At 72.6% G+C, this 17015-nt stretch carries 21 protein-coding genes; 11 read left to right on the top strand and 10 right to left on the bottom strand.

What is annotated here, in order from left to right; all coding sequences use genetic code 11:
* Positions 1-35: 35 nt before the first annotated feature.
* The 3 genes from sodN to ACYVID_RS06600 all read left to right on the top strand — a co-directional run bounded on the left by sodN (position 36) and on the right by ACYVID_RS06600 (position 1860).
* Complete coding sequence (sodN, locus tag ACYVID_RS06610) at positions 36-437, top strand: superoxide dismutase, Ni (protein ID WP_300641111.1); 402 nt, start codon at positions 36-38, stop codon at positions 435-437.
* Positions 438-550: 113 nt separating this feature from the next.
* Positions 551-964, top strand: coding sequence for an ATP-binding protein (locus ACYVID_RS06605; RefSeq protein WP_460735615.1), 414 nt, complete (start codon positions 551-553; stop codon positions 962-964).
* 2 nt (positions 965-966) lie between these two features.
* A complete protein-coding gene (locus ACYVID_RS06600; RefSeq protein ID WP_460735613.1) occupies positions 967-1860 on the top strand; it encodes an RNA polymerase sigma factor SigF in 894 nt (297 codons plus the stop codon).
* Positions 1861-1890: 30 nt separating this feature from the next.
* Here ACYVID_RS06600 and ACYVID_RS06595 read toward each other — a convergent pair whose 3' ends face one another.
* A complete protein-coding gene (locus ACYVID_RS06595) occupies positions 1891-2319 on the bottom strand; it encodes a hypothetical protein (protein ID WP_460735611.1) in 429 nt (142 codons plus the stop codon).
* A gap of 301 nt (positions 2320-2620) precedes the next feature.
* Here ACYVID_RS06595 and ACYVID_RS06590 point away from each other — a divergent pair, with 301 nt between their 5' ends.
* The gene (locus tag ACYVID_RS06590) at positions 2621-2872 is read left to right on the top strand and encodes a WhiB family transcriptional regulator (protein WP_300641119.1); all 252 of its coding nucleotides are present in this window, start codon (positions 2621-2623) and stop codon (positions 2870-2872) included.
* 15 nt (positions 2873-2887) lie between these two features.
* Here ACYVID_RS06590 and ACYVID_RS06585 read toward each other — a convergent pair whose 3' ends face one another.
* Positions 2888-4363 (bottom strand): sensor histidine kinase, encoded by a 1476-nt coding sequence (locus ACYVID_RS06585; RefSeq protein ID WP_460735609.1) that lies wholly within the window; start codon positions 4361-4363, stop codon positions 2888-2890.
* Positions 4364-4429: 66 nt separating this feature from the next.
* Between ACYVID_RS06585 and ACYVID_RS06580 the strand changes: the two genes are divergently transcribed.
* From ACYVID_RS06580 to ACYVID_RS06565, 4 genes are read left to right on the top strand one after another with little or no spacing between them, the layout of a single operon-like run.
* The gene (locus tag ACYVID_RS06580; protein WP_460735607.1) at positions 4430-5293 is read left to right on the top strand and encodes a DUF2785 domain-containing protein; all 864 of its coding nucleotides are present in this window, start codon (positions 4430-4432) and stop codon (positions 5291-5293) included.
* 42 nt (positions 5294-5335) lie between these two features.
* A complete protein-coding gene (locus tag ACYVID_RS06575) occupies positions 5336-6997 on the top strand; it encodes an acetolactate synthase (protein ID WP_460735605.1) in 1662 nt (553 codons plus the stop codon).
* On the top strand, positions 6994-7521 hold the full coding sequence (locus tag ACYVID_RS06570) for a GNAT family N-acetyltransferase (protein WP_460735603.1): 528 nt from the start codon (positions 6994-6996) through the stop codon (positions 7519-7521). The genes ACYVID_RS06575 and ACYVID_RS06570 overlap by 4 nt, the downstream gene beginning before the upstream one ends.
* A complete protein-coding gene (locus ACYVID_RS06565; RefSeq protein WP_460735602.1) occupies positions 7518-7910 on the top strand; it encodes a thioesterase family protein in 393 nt (130 codons plus the stop codon). Before ACYVID_RS06570 ends, ACYVID_RS06565 begins: the two co-directional genes overlap by 4 nt.
* Before the next feature lie 72 nt (positions 7911-7982).
* On the opposite strand, the gene ACYVID_RS06560 is transcribed toward ACYVID_RS06565, so the two are convergent.
* From ACYVID_RS06560 to ACYVID_RS06535, 6 genes are all read right to left on the bottom strand, one after another.
* On the bottom strand, positions 7983-8057 hold the full coding sequence (locus ACYVID_RS06560; protein WP_369759046.1) for a 50S ribosomal protein bL37: 75 nt from the start codon (positions 8055-8057) through the stop codon (positions 7983-7985).
* 92 nt (positions 8058-8149) lie between these two features.
* Entirely contained in the window at positions 8150-8437 is a 288-nt protein-coding gene (gene rsrA / locus ACYVID_RS06555; protein ID WP_460735600.1) for a mycothiol system anti-sigma-R factor, read from the bottom strand.
* A complete protein-coding gene (locus tag ACYVID_RS06550) occupies positions 8434-9069 on the bottom strand; it encodes a sigma-70 family RNA polymerase sigma factor (protein ID WP_460735598.1) in 636 nt (211 codons plus the stop codon). Before ACYVID_RS06550 ends, rsrA begins: the two co-directional genes overlap by 4 nt.
* Positions 9070-9220: 151 nt before the next feature.
* The gene (locus ACYVID_RS06545) at positions 9221-9871 is read right to left on the bottom strand and encodes an alpha/beta hydrolase family protein (RefSeq protein ID WP_460735596.1); all 651 of its coding nucleotides are present in this window, start codon (positions 9869-9871) and stop codon (positions 9221-9223) included.
* Entirely contained in the window at positions 9868-10635 is a 768-nt protein-coding gene (locus tag ACYVID_RS06540) for an SOS response-associated peptidase (protein WP_460735594.1), read from the bottom strand. The genes ACYVID_RS06545 and ACYVID_RS06540 overlap by 4 nt, the downstream gene beginning before the upstream one ends.
* 207 nt (positions 10636-10842) lie before the next feature.
* Positions 10843-11613 (bottom strand): TetR/AcrR family transcriptional regulator, encoded by a 771-nt coding sequence (locus ACYVID_RS06535; protein ID WP_013884807.1) that lies wholly within the window; start codon positions 11611-11613, stop codon positions 10843-10845.
* A 195-nt stretch (positions 11614-11808) separates the two neighbouring features.
* Between ACYVID_RS06535 and ACYVID_RS06530 the strand changes: the two genes are divergently transcribed.
* The 3 genes from ACYVID_RS06530 to ACYVID_RS06520 all read left to right on the top strand — a co-directional run bounded on the left by ACYVID_RS06530 (position 11809) and on the right by ACYVID_RS06520 (position 14706).
* The gene (locus ACYVID_RS06530; RefSeq protein ID WP_460735925.1) at positions 11809-13470 is read left to right on the top strand and encodes an ABC-F family ATP-binding cassette domain-containing protein; all 1662 of its coding nucleotides are present in this window, start codon (positions 11809-11811) and stop codon (positions 13468-13470) included.
* A 71-nt stretch (positions 13471-13541) separates the two neighbouring features.
* On the top strand, positions 13542-14153 hold the full coding sequence (locus ACYVID_RS06525; protein ID WP_460735591.1) for a DUF5701 family protein: 612 nt from the start codon (positions 13542-13544) through the stop codon (positions 14151-14153).
* Between the two features lie 10 nt (positions 14154-14163).
* Positions 14164-14706: an SRPBCC family protein gene (locus ACYVID_RS06520; RefSeq protein WP_460735589.1), complete on the top strand. Its 543-nt coding sequence runs from the start codon at positions 14164-14166 to the stop codon at positions 14704-14706.
* Between the two features lie 145 nt (positions 14707-14851).
* Here the strand turns inward: ACYVID_RS06520 and ACYVID_RS06515 are convergent, their stop codons facing one another.
* A complete protein-coding gene (locus ACYVID_RS06515) occupies positions 14852-15496 on the bottom strand; it encodes a ribonuclease FAU-1 family protein (protein ID WP_460735587.1) in 645 nt (214 codons plus the stop codon).
* 30 nt (positions 15497-15526) lie between these two features.
* Positions 15527-16960, bottom strand: a complete 1434-nt coding sequence (locus ACYVID_RS06510) for an HNH endonuclease (RefSeq protein WP_460735585.1) — start codon at positions 16958-16960, stop codon at positions 15527-15529.
* Between the last annotated feature and the right edge of the window lie 55 nt (positions 16961-17015).

Raw genomic sequence — 17015 nt, 5'->3', positions numbered from 1 at the left:
AGCCACCAGGACGACTCGATGAGAAAAGGACCTGCATGTTCTCGAAGCTGTTCGCCCCCACGATCGACGTCTCGGCCCACTGCGACCTGCCGTGCGGTGTCTACGACCCCGCCCAGGCCCGCATCGAGGCCGAGTCGATCAAGGGGATCATCGCCAAGGTCGCCGACAACGACGACCCCGACTTCCGCACCCGCGCGCTGATCATCAAGGAGCAGCGCGCCGAGATGGTCAAGCACCACCTGTGGGTGCTGTGGACCGACTACTTCAAGCCCCCGCACTTCGAGAAGTACCCCCAGCTGCACGTCCTCGTGAACGAGGCGACCAAGCTGGCCGGTGCCTCGGGCGCCAAGGGTTCGCTGGACGCCGACGTGGCCGACCAGCTGCTGGCCAAGATCGACGAGATCGCGGAGATCTTCTGGGAGACCAAGAAGGCCTGAGGCCTCCGCCCGGTCTCGCGGCGCGGGCCGGTCCCACCGGGGCCGGCCCGCGCTGCACCCGCTCCACCGACGTGCCCCTCCCCCACACCCACGCCCCAGACGAGGACGACCCCATGTCAGAGCCCGGTCAGGTCGAGGCACCCGGCGACCGCCGCCCCGACGTCGAGCTGCGGCTGCCTGCCGACGGCGCCTACGTCGCAGTGCTGCGCACCCTCACCGCCGGGCTCGCTGCCCGCCTGGACTTCACCATCGACGACATCGAGGACCTGCGGATCGCGGTCGGCGAGGCGTGCGCGATGGTGCTGCCCGAGGCCGACCCGGGCTCCGACCTCACGGGGCGCTTCGCGCTGGCACCCGGCCGGCTGGCGATCTCGGTGGCCGTGACGGCCTCGCAGCCCGCTCCCCCGGACCACGACTCCTTCGCCTGGCAGGTGCTCACCACGCTCGCGAGCAGCGCGACCATGAGCACCACGGAGGGCGAGCTCGTCGTGACCCTCGTGATGGCACCCGACTCCTCGGGCCTGTGACCGTGACCCCCACCGCAGGACCCGACCAGCCCGCGGTCGAGGCAGCCACGCCGCTGCCCGACGTGGTGCTGCCCGAGGTCCCGGACCCGCCCGAGGCGGGCGAGCCCACCGACGCCCGGCGCGCCGGCATCGAGGAGACCCGTCGGCGCAGCGCCGAGCTGTTCGTGGAGTTCCTCGACGAGGGCGCCTCCCAGGCCTCGCGCGACGCCGCCCGCGACGCCCTCGTGCGCCTGCACCTGCCGCTGGTCGAGCACTGCGCGCGCCGCTTCCGCAACCGCGGTGAGCCCTTCGAGGACCTCGTCCAGGTCGGCACGATCGGCCTGATCAAGAGCGTGGACCGCTTCGACACCGAGCGCGGCGTGGAGTTCTCCACCTACGCCACGCCCACGATCATCGGTGAGATCAAGCGCTACTTCCGCGACAAGGGCTGGGCCATCCGGGTGCCGCGCCGGCTCCAGGAGCTGCGGATGCAGATCGGCACCGCGACCGCCGAGCTGACCCAGGACCTCGGCCGCTCCCCCACCGCCAGCGAGCTCGCCGCGCACATCGGCTGCACGGTCGAGGAGATCGTGGAGGGCATCGAGTCCTCGAACGCCTACTCCACGCTCTCCCTCGACGCCACCGACGACTCCGACGACGGCGCGGCCTCGATGCTCGACGCCCTCGGCGAGGTCGACGCGGGCATGGAGCACGTGGAGATCCGCGAGTCGATCAAGCCGCTGCTCGACCAGCTCGACGCGCGCGAGAAGAAGATCCTGCTGCTGCGCTTCTTCAAGAACATGACGCAGAGCCAGATCGCGGAGGAGATCGGGGTCTCGCAGATGCACGTCTCGCGGCTCCTCAACCGCACGCTGGAGCAGCTGCGCAGCTCGCTGCAGGCCGCCGAGCACGGCTGAGCCGGCTGCGGCCACGGTCCCGCCCGGCGGCTACCGCTCGCGGCGCGGGTCCGCCTCCGGCAGCGCGCCCAGCGCGCGCATCGTGTCGGGGTGCAGCATCCCGGCCAGCGTGACCAGCGCGACCAGCACGAGCGCTACCGCGAGCAGCGGCAGGTCCTGGACGTTCCACGCCAGGCCCAGGGCGATGAGCTGGGTCAGCAGCAGCGGGCCGCGCGACCACGAGGCCATCCGGAACAGCCCCCAGGCGCAGGACAGCACGGCAGCGCCCACCAGCAGGAAGAAGACCGCGGTGGACAGTCCGAGCGAGAGCCGCTCGGACTCGATGCTGGCAGCCTCCAGGGCGGCCAGCAGCAGCAGAGCGGCGCCCTCCACCCCCGCCAGCGACGCCGCCACGACGAGCGGGGCGGGCCGGGCCCCGGAGGTCGGGGCGGGCTCGGTCGGGGGCACCTGTGAGGTCACCTGCCAAGCCTAGGCGCTCCGTGTCGCTCCCTCCGTCCCGCTCGGGGACCGGGCGGGTACCCGCGGATAGCACGTCGCGCGGCCTGCAGGGGTGATCCGCCGCTGTGACGTAGCAGACCAGGATGGGCGGTCGAAAGGTCTTGTTTAACGGTCCAATCATTGCCACGCTGGTCGCTGCGCTCGCGACGGAGTCCGTCCTGGCATGCCCACAGGCCCGCCGACGGACCGCGCGACAGGAGCGCCGCAGGCCCTGCCACCCCTGGCTTGCCCGGACGTAGAAGGAAAGAGGGATACCCCAGCCATGGATTGGCGCCACCGTTCCGCCTGCCTCGACGAGGACCCCGAGCTCTTCTTCCCGATCGGCAACACGGGCCCTGCGATCCTCCAGATCGAGGAGGCCAAGCAGGTCTGCCGCCGCTGCGACGTGCGCGAGCAGTGCCTGCAGTGGGCCCTCGAGGCCGGCCAGGATCACGGTGTCTGGGGCGGTCTCAGCGAGGACGAGCGTCGCGCGCTCAAGCGGCGTACGGCGCGGGCCCGCGTCCGCACCGCCTGAGCCCGGGTCCGACCCTCACTCCAGCGGCACGTCGATGGCCGCCCGCGTCCCGGCCTCGGGACGACCCGCCCTCGCGGGGCCGAGCGCGAGCCTGCCCCCGAGCTCGGACTCCACGAGCGTGCGGACGATCGAGAGCCCGAGGTTGGTCGACCCGTCGAGGGTGAAGTCGTCGGGCAGGCCGCGTCCGTCGTCGACGACCGCGACCTCGAGCCGGCCGCCGGTGCGCCGCACGGAGACCTCGATCGACCCGGCCCGCTCACCCGGGTAGCCGTGCTCGACGGCGTTCTGCAGCACCTCGGTGAGCACCATCGCCAGCGGGGTGGCGGTCTCCGAGGGCAGCCGTCCGAAGCTCCCCCGCCGCTCGATCCGCACCTGGCCGGCGGTGGCGCTGACCTCGCTGACCATGCCGCAGAGCCGGTCGGCGATCTCGTCGAAGTCGACGTCCTCCTCCACGGCCTGGCTCAGCGTCTCGTGGACGATGGCGATCGATCCGACCCGGCGCACCGCCTCCTCCAGGGCCGCCTTGGCCTCCGGGGCATCGATCCGGCGCGCCTGGAGGCGCAGCAGGGCCGCGACCGTCTGCAGGTTGTTCTTCACCCGGTGGTGGATCTCGCGGATCGTGGCGTCCTTGGTGATCAGCTCCCGGTCCCGGCGGCGCAGGTCGGTGACGTCGCGCACGAGCACGAGCGCCCCGATGTGCTCCCCCTCGGGGCGCAGCGGGATCGACCGGGCGATCAGCGCGACCCCGTCGGTGGAGAACTCCGTGTCGCGGTGCGCCCGCCCGCCCATCACCGCACTGAGCGTCTCCTCGTCGGGACGCCGGCGCGAGGGCACCAGGGAGCGGGTCAGGTCGGTGAGCCGGTGCCCCGCCAGGTCGCCGTTGAGCCCGAGCCGGCGGAAGACCGACTGGGCGTTGGGGCTGGCGTACACGACCCGGCCCTCGGCGTCGACGCGCACGAACCCGTCGCCCACGCGGGGCGAGTCGGCGTGGTCGCTGCGCTGGCCGGTCGCGGGGAAGCGGCCCGCGGCGATCATCCGGGTCAGGTCGGCGGCGGTCTGCAGGTAGGACAGCTCCAGCCGGCTCGGCGTCCGCACACCGAGCAGGTTGGTGTTGCGGGCCACGACGGCCACGACCCGGTCGCGGTGGCGCACGGGGATCGTCTCGACCCGCACCGGCACCTCGTCGCGCCACTCCGGGTCGCCCTCGCGGACGAGCCGGCCCTCGGCGAGCGCCTGGTCGAGCAGCGGACGCCGGCCGACCGGGACGAAGGTGCCGATCACGTCGTCGACGTACGCCGTCGGGGCGGTCGTGGGACGCATCTGGCCCGCCGCCCAGAAGCCGGAGCCGCCCTTGTCGGGCAGCCAGAGCACGAGGTCGGCGAAGGAGAGGTCGGCGATGATCTGCCAGTCCGCCATGAGCAGCTGCAGCCAGGCGACGTCGTCGGCGTCGAGGTCGGTGTGGCTGCGCACCAGCTCGGTCAACGAGGTCACGCGGGGAGCGTAGACCGGCCCCCTCCCCTGTCGGCCCTGTCGGTCGGAGGTGGCAGGATCTGCGCCATGACGGGGCGCGTCTCGGGGGGCTACGACTACTGGGAACAGGTGCTGGCCAGTGACATGGCGGTGCCCACCGACCGACCCCTCGGCGACCTCACCGCCGAGCTGACCCGGATGCTCGGCGACCCCGACCCGGTGCTGCGCGACGGGACGGCCTTCCCCACGCTCGCGACCTGGGTCTCGCGCGGGATCTACGACGACCTGCTGGGCGGTCTGGGCGACGGGATGGCCGCGGGGCTGTCGACCGGCCTCGGCGGGTCCGGCGACGACTCGGTGTTCCGCCGCTCCTTCTCCGCCCTGGTGCTCGGGGCCTGCGTGGCGCGTGACAACCAGCGTCCGCTGGTCCCCGGCGGCAAGATCCTCGAGTGGGGCGACCGGCTGGCCACCTGGCTGCTGCGCGAGCAGGACCTGCGCGGCTTCGTGCCCGGCAAGGGCTGGGCCCACGCGGTGGCCCACGGTGCCGACGCGCTCGGCACGCTGGCCTGCTCCCCGCACCTGCACACGCCCGAGCTGACGGTGCTGCTCGACGTCGTCGCCGACCGGCTGCTGACCCCCACCACCACCACCTGGTCCAGCGGGGAGCCCGACCGGCTGGCGGTGGCGGTCATCGAGGTGCTGCGCCGCGACCTGGTGCCGCTGGGGGTGGTCGAGCCCTGGATCAACCGGGTGGCCGCGGCCGCCACGCACGGCCCCGGCGAGGACGCCGACCCCTACGCCCGCTCCGCCCACCCCGAGGCGTTCCTGCGCTCGCTCTACCTCCACCTCGCCATCGGCCCGCGCCCGCCGGCGGTGCGCAGCGACCTGCTGCTGGTGCTGGTGGAGGCGCTGCGCCGCTCCAACCCCTGGTCCCTGGCTCCCGAGCGCTGAACGACCCGCCCCCGCGGGTGACCGCCGGGTAACCTGCGCCACATGACGCACCTCGAGGGCCACGCTGGCGCGCTGGCCGTCGCCGTGGCCCGGGCCCACGGCGTGGAGACCATGTTCACCCTGTCGGGAGCCCACGTGTTCCCGCTCTACGACGGCGCCGTCCACGCCGACCCGCCGATGCGGCTGCTGGACGTGCGGCACGAGCAGACCGCGGCGTTCGCGGCCGAGGCCACCGGCAAGCTGACCCGCGTCCCCGGTCTGGCCGTGCTCACCGCCGGCCCGGGCGTCACCAACGGCACCAGCGCCATCGCGCAGGCCCAGTTCGCCGGCTCCCCCATGGTCGTGCTCGGCGGCCGCGCGCCGCAGAGCCGCTGGGGCAGCGGTGCGTTGCAGGAGCTGGACCAGCCGCCGATCCTGGCGCCGGTCTCCAAGCTCGCGCGCACCATCCCCACGGCCGGCGACATGCTGAGCGGGATGCACGAGGCCTTCACCGTGGCGCGCTCGTCGCACCGGGGCCCGGTCTTCGTCGACGTGCCCATGGACGAGCTCTTCGGCTCCTCGGCCGGCGAGGTCGCCGCCGGCGGCCACGTGCGCGGCGCGGACCCCGACACCGACGCCCTCGAGGCGATCGCCGCCCTCCTGGTCGCCGCCCAGCGCCCGGTCCTCGTGCTCGGCACCGACGTCTGGGCCGACCACGCCGAGGAGGCGGCCCTGCGCCTGGTCGAGGCGCTGGGCATCCCCACCATCACCAACGGCATGGGCCGCGGTCTCGTGCCCGGCGGCCACCCGCTGCTCGTGACCAAGGCCCGCGGGCAGGCGCTCGGCAACGCCGACCTGGTCGTCGTCGTCGGCACGCCGCTGGACTTCCGGCTGGGCTTCGGTGTCTTCGGGGGCGCTGGGCCGGACAAGGGGCAGGGCACCGAGCCCGCAAAGGTCGTGCACGTCGCGGACTCCCCCGGGCAGCTGTCCGGGCACGCCACCCTGGCCGGCCGGGCCTCGGGCGACCTCACCGCGTGCCTGGACGGGATCCTCGCGGCCGTGGAGAAGGCCGGCCAGGCGTCGTACGCCGGGTGGGTGTCCTCGCTGCAGGAGACCGTGAAGGCGGCGACCGCGCGCGACGCCGAGCTGCTCGCCGCGGAGGCCGACCCGGTCCATCCGGCGCGCATCTACGGCGAGCTGGTCCCCCGGCTCGCCGACGACGCGGTCGTGATCGGCGACGGCGGTGACTTCGTGTCCTTCGCGGGCAAGTTCGTCGAGCCGCAGCGGCCCGGCGGGTGGCTGGACCCCGGCCCCTACGGCTGCCTCGGCGCCGGGCTCGGTGCCGCGATCGCCGCTCGCGTCGCGCGTCCCTCCTCGCAGGTCGTGCTGCTGCTCGGCGACGGCGCGGCCGGCTTCTCGCTGATGGACGTCGACACCCTGGTGCGGCACGACCTGCCCGTCGTCATGGTCGTGGGCAACAACTCCGCCTGGGGCCTGGAGAAGGGCCCGATGCAGATGCTCTACGGCTACGACGTGGCCGCCGACCTGGCCCCCACGCGCTACGACGAGATCGTCAAGGCGCTCGGCGGCGCGGGCGAGACCGTGACCGACCCGCGCCAGATCGGGCCCGCGCTCGACCGCGCGTTCGCCTCGGGGGTGCCCTACCTCGTCAACGTGATGACCGACGTGAACGCGGCCTACCCGCGCGCCACGCTGGGCATTTGAGCGCGGCACCCAGCGCCCGGATCAGGCTGGCCCGACCCGAGGAGCTGCCGGTCGTCGGGGAGATCACCGTGGCGGCGTACGCGCCGTTCACGCTGGGTCCCGACGACCCCTACCTCGCCCAGCTGCGCGACGCCGCCGCGCGCGCGGAGCAGGCCGAGCTGTGGGTGGCCGTCGACGAGGAGACCGGGCAGGTCCTGGGCAGCGTGACCACCTGCCCGCCCGGCTCGCCCTGGCGCGAGGTCTCCCGCGACGGCGAGGGCGAGTTCCGGATGCTCTCGGTCTCTCCCGCCGCGCAGGGGCGCGGGATCGGCACGTCGCTGGTCGAGCACGTGCTGGCCCACTACCGCACCGCCGGCGCGCACGCCGTGGTCCTGTGCTCGCTGCCGGACATGACCGCGGCACACCGGCTCTACGCGCGGCACGGGTTCACCCGGCTGCCCGAGCGCGACTGGGACGTGCACCCCGGCAAGCCGTTGTGGTCCTTCGGCCGTGACCTGGACACCCACCTGCAAGGAGACGCATGAGCGGGCAGAGTCAGACGACCCTCACCTTCACCGTCGGGCCCGACGACACCGCCCGGGCCGTCGGCTCGGGGAGCCTGGAGGTGCTCGGCACCCCGCGGCTGCTGGCGTGGCTCGAGGCCGCCACGTGCGCCGCGCTCGAGCCGGACCTCGAGCCGGGGTCGACCAGCGTCGGCACCCGCGTCGAGCTCGACCACCAGGCACCGAGCCCCGTGGGAGCCGTCCTCGAGGTCACCGCGTCGACGACGTACGTCGACGGGCGGCTGCACCGGCTCACCGTCGCCGCGCGGCACGCCGCCGACACGCCGGCCGGGCGGCCCGGCAAGGTCGTGGCGACCGGCGAGGTGACGCGGGTCGTGGTGGACGCGGAGAGGTTCATGTCCCGGCTCTGACCACCTCTCCCGGGGACGACGGAACCCCCGGCCCTGACGGGTCCGGGGGTTCGGCGTACCTGGCGCTGGCGCTCAGGCGTTGGGGCGCTTGCCGTGGTTCGCGCCCTTCTTCTTGCGAGCGCGGCGCTTGCGACCGGTCTTGCCCATGGGGTTTCTCCTAGCGGTAGGTCATCGGCCCGTGCCCAGGCCAGCGGTCAGTCTCCCAGGTCGGGTCCCGGAGGAGAAATCGGGTCCGGGGATCAGCCCTCGCGGATCTCGACCTGCACCTGCTGGACGCGCATCATGACGCGGGCGCGCAGGTCGGCCGGAGCGGCCTCGGAGCACGAGCGGGCGACGAGGGACTTCACCGTGCGCTGGAGGTCGTACTTCTCCAGGCAGGGGTTGCAGGTGTCGAGGTGCACCCGCACCGCGGCGCAGTCGGCGGTGTCGAGCTCGTTGTCGAGGAAGTAGACGATCTGCTCGAGGAAGTCCGCACACTCGCTGGCGCTGGGCTCGCGGTCGTCGTGGTCGTGGGTGTGCTGGTTCACGATCCCTCCCCGGGAAGGCTCGAGGCGGGCAGCAGGTCGTTGGCCCGGACGTAGTCGGTGAGCATGTCGCGCAGCTGGCGGCGCCCTCGGTGCAGCCGCGACATCACGGTGCCGATGGGGGTGTCCATGATCTCGGCGATCTCCTTGTAGGCGAACCCCTCGACGTCGGCGAGGTAGACCGCCAGGCGGAACTCCTCGGGCAGCCGCTGCAGGGCGTCCTTGACCTGGCTGTCGGGGAGGTGCTCAAGCGCCTCGGTCTCGGCCGACTTCAGGCCGGTCGAGGTGTGCGACTCCGCCCGCGCGAGCTGCCAGTCCTCCACGTCCTCCGACATCGACTGCTGCGGCTGCCGCTGCTTCTTGCGGTAGCTGTTGATGAAGGTGTTGGTGAGGATGCGGTAGAGCCAGGCCTTGAGGTTCGTGCCCGGCTTGAACTGGTGGAAGGAGGAGTAGGCCTTGGCGAAGGTCTCCTGCACCAGGTCCTCGGCATCGGCCGGGTTGCGGGTCATCCGCATCGCGGCGGAGTAGAGCTGGTCGAGGAAGGGCAGCGCGTCGCGCTCGAACCGGGCCGAGCGCTCGGCGTCGGTCTCGGTCTCGCGGTCCACCGGCTCGTCCGGCGGCAGGGTCTCAGTCATCGCGTCCCAGCCTAGCCCCGGCGAGTCCGGCTCGACGCGCGCGGCGGCAGGGTCCACCCGCTCGGTCGTCGGTTCCAGCAGTGCCATCACGACGGGTCCAACGTCAGCGATGTGCGCAGGCATTCCCCCGGTGTTCACCCGGAGTCCTCGTTCAGCCGGGCAGGACCTCGCGCACCAGCCACTCCAGGGTGGCCTCGACCAGCAGGGCGAGGGCGTCGTCCTGGGACAGGTCACCCCGCTTCGGGACCTTCAGCCCGTGGTCGGCCCCCGGCACGACGGCGAGGTCGACGTGGTCGGGCAGCGGGTCGGGGAACTCCTCGGGGCGCCCCATCGTGTCGCGCTCCCCCTGCACCACGAGCGTGGGTACGCCGGAGGCCGCGAGCTCGGCGAGCCGGCTCCTCTCCGGCTTCCCCGGTGGGTGCAGCGGGAAGGCCAGGGCCAGGCAGCCGACGGCACCCAGGTCGCCGGCGCACCGCGCCGCGGACCGCGCGCCGGCCGAGCGCCCACCGACCACGAGCGGGGTGCGGGTGCGCAGCGCAGCCGCGGCCGCGCGGAGCCCGTCGTCGAGGGTCGGCGGGGCGGTGGCGACCTTGCGGCCGGCGACCCGCCACGGCTGCTCGAAACGGGCCACCGTGATGCCCTGCCGCGGGAGGCACTCGGCCAGCACCTCGAGGTCGCGGGTGTCGATCCCGACGCCCGCGCCATGGCTGAGCAGCAGGGTCGCCGAGGCGCCGCGGGCGCGGGTGGTCACGAGACGCCCGGGGCCGTGGGGGGTGGCGACCTCGCGCTCGTCGCCCGTCATCGCTCCGCTCCCCCCTCGGCTGCGTCCTCGAGCGGCAGCGGCTCGACCAGCTCGGGACCGTTGTTGCGGACGTTGCTGACCAGCGGCGGGACGGGGTAGGCCTCCAACCGTCCGGGAGCCGCCGGCTGCAGCAGGTCGCGCAGGTCCTCGGGCCCGGCGCTGGTGTCGAGCCACGCCGACCACCGGTCGCGCTCGACCATCATCGGCATCCGGTCGTGGATGTGGCCGAGGTCGTCCTCGGCGTCGGTGGTGATGACCGTGGCGGTCCACAGGAAGCGGTGCGGGTCGTCGTCGGCCCGCGTCGGGTCGCGCCAGATCTCGTAGAGCCCGGCCATCGCCAGCACGCCGTGGTCCTTCGGGCGGATGAAGAAGGGTTGCTTCAGCGGCTTGCCGGCCTTCGTGCGCTGGTCGGTCGGGTACCACTCGAAGTACCCGTCGGCCGGCAGCAGGCAGCGGCGCTTGGCGAAGGCCCGCTTGTACGCCGGCTTCTCGGCCACGGTCTCCACGCGGGCGTTGATCATCCGGTTGCCGATCGTCGGGTCCTTGGCCCACGACGGCACCAGACCCCACCGCAGCACGCGCAGCTGGCGCTCGGGCTGCGGCCGCTCGTCACCGTTCGCGGGACGTTCGAGGACGGCGTACACGTCCTTGGTGGGGGCGACGTTGTAGTCCGGCTCCAGCGCGGTCTCCAGCACCGGCTGGTCGACCTCGAACTCCTCCACCAGGTCCTCGGGGCGCCTGCTGGAGGCGTAGCGGCCGCACATGCGGCCCAGCCTAGGGCCGCGGGCGGTCGGCGGGCGGCTGTCGAGATGCAGCGAACATCGACAACTCGCTGTCAAGGTCACGATCTACTGGCCAGTGGAGATTCGGTGGCGCCGGCCGAGGGTGAGCGCCGAGGATCACCGATCGCGCAGGACTTCGTGGCTCGTCACGCTCCACACGCTCCACCCCTCGACAGATGAGCGCGTGCCTCACGTGCCGTCGCGGATCAGGGCGGCCAGGCCGTCCAGCGTGCGGGCAAGCCCGAACCGCCAGGCCCGGTCGGCGTTCCACGCGCTGCCCTGCGCCTCGCCGGCAGCCGCACCGATGCGCACGGCGCGCGGGTAGGCGCCGGGGTCGAGGACGCGGGCCAGAATGGGCTGGTTGGTGGCCCACCACTCCGCATCGCTCATCGCCGTGTCGGTGGTGACCCGGGCGGCGTCGTGTGCCGCGCGGCAGTGCGCCTGCACGAAGCCGAGGAGGTAGGTCAGCGCCGCGTCGGTGTCCACGTCGGAGAGGCCGGTGTCGTCGAAGGCCGCGAGCTCGTGCTCGTACTTCGCCATCACCCCCGGCCCCACCGGCGGGCGGCTCAGACCGGCCACCTCGGTGAGCCACGGATGGGTGGTCAGGAGATCGCGGTTCGACTCCGCGACGAGGGTCAGCCGGTCCTGCCACAACTGGCCGCCCCAGGTCGGGCGGGCCATCCGGTGGTAGGTGGCGTCGACCATCAGGTCTAGGAGCTCCGGCTTGCCGGGCACATAGGTGTACACCGACATCGCCGAAACCCCCACGCGCTCGGCCACGGCCCGCATCGTGACTGCGGCCAGGCCGTGCTCGTCGGCCAGCACCAGCGCAGCGTCGACCACCTGAGTGACGTCGACCGACCGCGCCGGGCCCTTGCGCCGCCTCGCCGTCGACGGCTCGCCCCACAGCAGCGCCAGGGTGCGGCTGGGCTGCCCGGTTCCTGTGCTGTTGGAGGTCACTGGGACATTCTCGCACAATTATGGTTTACAAGGTACAGTGTACGACGTACAATGCTGTCGTGCGGGTCGGCCGACGCCGAAGCACCGGCCTGCGCGCCCCGACTTCCTGATCGCCCGAACGGAGAACGCCCTTGCTCCTCTGAGACGCCGCCTCGATCGCCGTCGTGCCCGTCCTCACGCGTCTCAGGAGCAGCCATGTCCACTAGATCGTCCGCCGTCTCCGTCGCCGTCTCCGACCTCCACTTCGCCTGGCCCGACGGGACGCCCGTCTTCGCCGGTCTGTCCTTCGCCGTGGACGCCGGCCGCGTCGGCATCGTCGGTCGCAACGGCTCTGGCAAGTCGACCCTGCTCCGGCTCCTGAGCGGCCAACTTCGCCCAGACCGGGGTTCGATCCGGCGTGCCGGCTCGCTCGGCTACCTGCGCCAGGACCTGCCCCTGCGCGTCGATGCGCGTGTCGACGAGCTCCTGGGCATCGCCGACGTACGCCGAGCCCTGGTCGCCGTCGAGGCCGGCGACGTCTCGGAACCGGTCCTGGAGACGATCGGCGACGCCTGGGACATCGAGGACCGGGCGCACGCGCTGCTCGAGCGCCTCGGACTGGAGTGCGGGCTTGATCAGCGGATCGGTGAGCTCTCCGGCGGCGAAGCCGTCCTGCTCGGGCTGGTGGCCGAGCTGCTGCACGAGCCAGATGTCCTTCTGCTCGACGAACCGACGAACAACCTCGATCGGTCCGGGCGGGCCCGGCTCGTCGAGGCGGTGCGGTCCTTCCGCGGCGCGCTCGTTGTGGTCAGCCACGATGAGCAGCTGCTCGAACACGTCGACCAGGTCGGCGACCTGCGCGACGGCCAGATCGACTGGTACGGAGGCAACTTCGCGGCCTATCGGGAGGCGCTGGCGCTGGAGCAGGAAGCCGCGGAACGGGCGGTCCGCGTCGCCGAGGCCGATGTCCGACGTCAGCGGCGCGAGCTCGCGGCGGCCCACATCAAGCTCGACCGGCGCAGGCGGTATGGCCAGAAGATGTGGGACACCAAGCGTGAGCCGAAGATCGTCATGGGCGCCCGCAAGCGCGAGGCCCAGGTGTCTGCGGGCAAGCACCGCCTCATGCACGAGGAGCGCCTGACCTCGGCGCGAGAACGACTCGCGGAGGCCGAGGACGGAGTCCGGGACGATGCCCCGATCCGGATCGACCTGCCCGGCGCCGAGCTGCCGGAAGGTCGCGTGGTGCTGCGGCTGCAGGACGTCGTGCTGCGCAACGGCGTGCGTGGCAGTCTGGAGGTGCGCGGCCCGGAGCGGATCGCCCTGGTAGGCGCCAACGGCTCTGGCAAGAGCACCTTGTTGCACACCATCGCGGGCGAGCTGGAGCCGGCCGGCGTGTGCGAGCTACGCGTGCCGGCCCGGCTGCTGCCGCAGCGGATCGACATCGTTGACAACGGCCTGTCGGTCGTCGAGAACGTCGCACGCTTTGCCCCGGCCTCGGACGAGAACCGGCGCCGGGCACGCCTGGCCCGGTTCCACTTCCAAGGACGCGCCGCGGACCAGCAGGCCTCGACCCTCTCGGGTGGCGAGCGGTTCCGTGCCGCGATGGCCGCACTGCTTCTGGCCGAGCCGGCCCCGCAGCTGCTGATGCTCGACGAACCGACCAACAACCTCGATCTCGCCAGCATCGACCAGCTCGTCAGCGCGCTGGAAAACTTCCGTGGCGCGCTGCTCGTCGCCAGCCACGACGAGGCGTTCCTGCGGCGGCTCCACCTCACCCGGTACGTCGAGATGGCGCTGGGCCGGTTCACCGCGACCTTGACACCGCCGTCGCCCAGCCGTGCGACCGTCACCCGCTCCCGAGGAGGACTTCGGCCATAGGAACCCACGCCTCGACAGACCCCCTCCACCCTGAGGCAAGTCCTGGCCTCATCCGACGTCAAAGCAGACCGATGACCCTGACAGATCAGCTCCAGCACCTGATCGACCTCGACCTGCCCGCCATCGCCGACGTCACGCCGGCCGACCTCGCCGGGTGGGTGGCCGAGGTGGACGGCCACCCCGACGGCGTGCTGGCCGTGCACCCGGCGCTGGCGCCCCCCAGCACGCTCGCACCCCTGCTCAGCAGGCAGGGCAAGCAGGGCTTCGTCGTCCACGACATGACCGACCTCGACGAGTTCCGCCCCACTCCGGACCTGGTGATCCCGGACCGGCCGCTGTACGTGGTGACCGGGATCGACCGAGGCGACGACATGCTGAACTGGAGCCCTGAGGAGGCGGCTCCCGCGATCGCTCAGCGAGGGCGCACGCCGCTGACGATCAGCGAAGGCATCAGCTGGCTGCTCCAGGAGCCAGAGGTCCTCGTGCCGAACCGGTGCTTCATGTGCATCGGCTCGCGGAAGCCGAAGCCCAAGGGCTACGACTCCCGCACGCCGGCGCTGTGGATCAGCGGCGGCACCGGACATGATGGACCGGCACGCAGAGACGCTCCGAAGGTCGGCTGGTGCTGGTGGCGGAACCGGCACACCTGGCTGGGGTTCGCCTCGGCCACCGGCCGCCGATGAAGACAGGGCAATGAAGACGGGGAAGGACACCACCATGGCCGAGCGGATCTCAGCGCACCGAACCCTGCCCGCCTCACCGCAGGCGATCTTCGACGTCCTTGCCGACCCCGACGGCCACGTCGCCATCGACTCCAGCGGCATGCTGCAAGGAGCGTCCGGCGCCCCCGTAGCACGAGTGGGTGACGCGTTCGTCGTCCACATGGACCGCGAGGCCCTCGGCGACGTGCCGCTGGGCACCTACGACGTCCGCGTGGTCATCACCCGCATCCGGGCGCCCGAGCACATCGAGTGGACGATCGAGGGAACCGTCAAACCCCCGATCGGGCATGTGTACGGCTACGAGCTGGCTCCCCATCCCGACGGCACCACCGTCACCTCCTACTGCGACTGGTCCGGCGCGGCCGAGGAGTGGAAGCCCATCTTCCCGGTGATCGACGAGAAGGCGCTGCGAGCATCCTTGGGACTCCTCGAGCGGGCCGTCCGGCGTGGCTACCCCACGCCGGCGGCCCGCTCTCTCCGCGCCAACAGCGACGGCCGCCGGGACCAGCAGTAGGGGACTCGAGCCCGCGCGCCGGCTTCGCCCATCAAGTCGATGAGCTCCAGATCAGGCGTCCCGGTGTCCGCGATCCGTTCCCGCCGTACCTTGACGAGCGACTGCCGGGCGGCCGACTTCGTCAACGTGGCCCGCGAGAGGTTCGTCAATCTTCGCTGCATCTCGACAGCGGCGGCTCGTCGAGCAGGACCGGGACCGTCCAGCGCGGGTCGGGCACGAAGTGCTCCCAGCCGTCGCAGAACGGCGAGCCCCACGCAGCGACGACGTCCTCGACCTCCGCGGCGACGGTGCGGATGTCATCAGCCTCGGCGTCGGTGTAGCGCCCGGCCCGGACGGCGGCCTCGAGCTCGTGCTCGTCCTTGCGCACCACGCTGCGGTCCGGCTCCACCCACACGTCGAGGAGGTGGTCGCGGCTGCGGGTCGTGCGACCCCAGCGCACGTGCGGGTCCTCGATGTTGACGTACCAGCCCTCGAAGGCACCGGTCACCCCGTGGAAGAAGTGCCACACCGACCAGGGTCTGGCCTTCGGGAGCACCCGCAGCACGGAGTAGCCGCTCCAGGTGGAGGCCACTCGACGACGCGGCGCGGTGAACGCGTCCTCGCCACCGTCGCGCAGGTCGCGCCCGTCGGCGCGCACCACCTTCAGGACCGGGCTGCCCACGGCCAACCAGGCCGCCAGTACCTCCGCGTCGTCGCGCACGACCGTGAGCGGTGCCACGAAGTCGAGGTCGTGCCCGCCTGGGTGCCCGTAGCGCCAGGCGATCTGGGTCCCGGGCGTCCAGAAGCTCACGTCGGCATGCTCCTACGTCGGGCGCGCCGGTCAGGCGCTCAGGAGGAAGTCGGCGAGTCGGACCTCGATGAGAGAAGCGTGGTCGCGCGGTGGTGGCAGTCCCGGTGCCCGTGACCGGTGGCGGTGGCCGGTGGGGGTCGTGGTCTCGACGGTGTGCGGGTCGGTGTCGGCGACCTGGGCGGCCCAGGCGCTGGCTTCCTTGGCCTGGTTGCAGGCCTCGCACAACCCCTGCCCGTTCTCGGCGGTCGTCCGGCCACCGTCGGCCCAGGGCCGGACGTGGTCGCGGTGGCGGACGGGAGCGTCGCAGTACGGCCTGCGGCAGCACCGATCGCGTGTGGCCAGGAACTGCGCGAGACCGGCCGGGAAGACGCGGGAGCGGGAGTCCATGGCCAGGAGCTGCCCGTCGGGGTCGGCGTAGAGCCGGCGCAGGCTGGCCAGCCCTGCTTCCTGGGCGCGGGCGACCAGGTCCCGCACGTCGTCGGCCGGCAGCGGCACCGGTGTCACGCCGGGAGCCGAGACCCAGCCCGGCTCGTCGCCCGACTTTCCGGGCAGGTTCAGCAGGGTCGCGTCCGAGACGACGACCTGCACCGCGACCGGCACCACCGGTGCCCCCACTGCGGTCGGGACGACCGTCTGGTCCCAGGTGCCCGCGCGAGCAGCCACCGACTCGACCACCGAACTCCGCCGCGGCTGCCCGTCGGCACGACCCCCGAGGACCGCGGCGACCAGCGCGTCGACCATCACCTGCCCCCGGGACCGCTCATCCCCCGCAGCCCGCGCGACGTCAGCCGCACGGCCCAGCGTCGCGTGCACTGCCACACCCTGCTCCAGCGGCAGCACCGCCGAGAACCTCGTCATCCCGTCCGGCGCCGGTCGCAGACTGGCGTGCCGCTGCGCCACAGCCTTCGCCCGGCGCTCGACCGCGGCCACCGGGTCCGCGACGTACGCCAGCCGGTCCACCTCCGCCCGGAACCGACGATCACCCCAGCCCCGCGTGGTCGACGGGTCGGCCATCAGCTCCGCATCGATGGCCTTGCGGTCGGCCAGCGACAGGCACGCCGTGCCCTGCGCGACCTGGACCGCGCGCCACTCCGAGCACCAGCCCGCCTCCATCGCCGCCAACGTGTGCGGCAGCTCGGCGCACAGAACCACCGCCAACCCCAGGTGGATGCCGCCCCGGTGCGGCGACTCCCGCCGCGCCAGCGCGACCTCGGCACCGATCCCGCGCTCGCGCATCGCCACCGGCTGGTGCGACCGCTGCGCGACACGGGTGTCCTGCAGCAGCACGGACAAGCGGGCCTGCGCAGCTGCGACCGTGTTCTTCAACGACTCCAGCTCGCCCAGCAGATCCACCGCAGCGACGTCGCGCTGGTCCGCCTCCAGGTCTCCCACCGCACCCGCCAGCGCCAGCACCTGCTCCCGCAGGTCAGCGGCGAGGGGTGTCGCGAAGGTGGCCGAGTCCATGACTCATGCTATCGAACATGTGTTCGACAGGCAAGGGATCGCGACGCGTCATGTG

It is taken from the genome of Nocardioides ginkgobilobae (assembly GCF_054781275.1).
This window is presented reverse-complemented; position numbering and strand designations above follow the sequence as displayed.

What these genes read in the sequence shown, in the direction of transcription:
- sodN (WP_300641111.1), top strand. Translation starts at nt 36, where the DNA reads ATGTTCTCGAAGCTGTTCGCCCCCACGATCGACGTCTCGGCCCACTGC.
- ACYVID_RS06530 (WP_460735925.1), top strand. Translation starts at nt 11,809, where the DNA reads ATGTCCACTAGATCGTCCGCCGTCTCCGTCGCCGTCTCCGACCTCCAC.
- ACYVID_RS06525 (WP_460735591.1), top strand. Translation starts at nt 13,542, where the DNA reads ATGACCCTGACAGATCAGCTCCAGCACCTGATCGACCTCGACCTGCCC.
- ACYVID_RS06580 (WP_460735607.1), top strand. Translation starts at nt 4,430, where the DNA reads ATGACGGGGCGCGTCTCGGGGGGCTACGACTACTGGGAACAGGTGCTG.
- ACYVID_RS06605 (WP_460735615.1), top strand. Translation starts at nt 551, where the DNA reads ATGTCAGAGCCCGGTCAGGTCGAGGCACCCGGCGACCGCCGCCCCGAC.
- ACYVID_RS06510 (WP_460735585.1), bottom strand. Translation starts at nt 16,960, where the DNA reads ATGGACTCGGCCACCTTCGCGACACCCCTCGCCGCTGACCTGCGGGAG.
- ACYVID_RS06545 (WP_460735596.1), bottom strand. Translation starts at nt 9,871, where the DNA reads ATGACGGGCGACGAGCGCGAGGTCGCCACCCCCCACGGCCCCGGGCGT.
- ACYVID_RS06575 (WP_460735605.1), top strand. Translation starts at nt 5,336, where the DNA reads ATGACGCACCTCGAGGGCCACGCTGGCGCGCTGGCCGTCGCCGTGGCC.
- ACYVID_RS06520 (WP_460735589.1), top strand. Translation starts at nt 14,164, where the DNA reads ATGAAGACGGGGAAGGACACCACCATGGCCGAGCGGATCTCAGCGCAC.
- ACYVID_RS06540 (WP_460735594.1), bottom strand. Translation starts at nt 10,635, where the DNA reads ATGTGCGGCCGCTACGCCTCCAGCAGGCGCCCCGAGGACCTGGTGGAG.
- ACYVID_RS06550 (WP_460735598.1), bottom strand. Translation starts at nt 9,069, where the DNA reads ATGACTGAGACCCTGCCGCCGGACGAGCCGGTGGACCGCGAGACCGAG.
- ACYVID_RS06590 (WP_300641119.1), top strand. Translation starts at nt 2,621, where the DNA reads ATGGATTGGCGCCACCGTTCCGCCTGCCTCGACGAGGACCCCGAGCTC.
- ACYVID_RS06565 (WP_460735602.1), top strand. Translation starts at nt 7,518, where the DNA reads ATGAGCGGGCAGAGTCAGACGACCCTCACCTTCACCGTCGGGCCCGAC.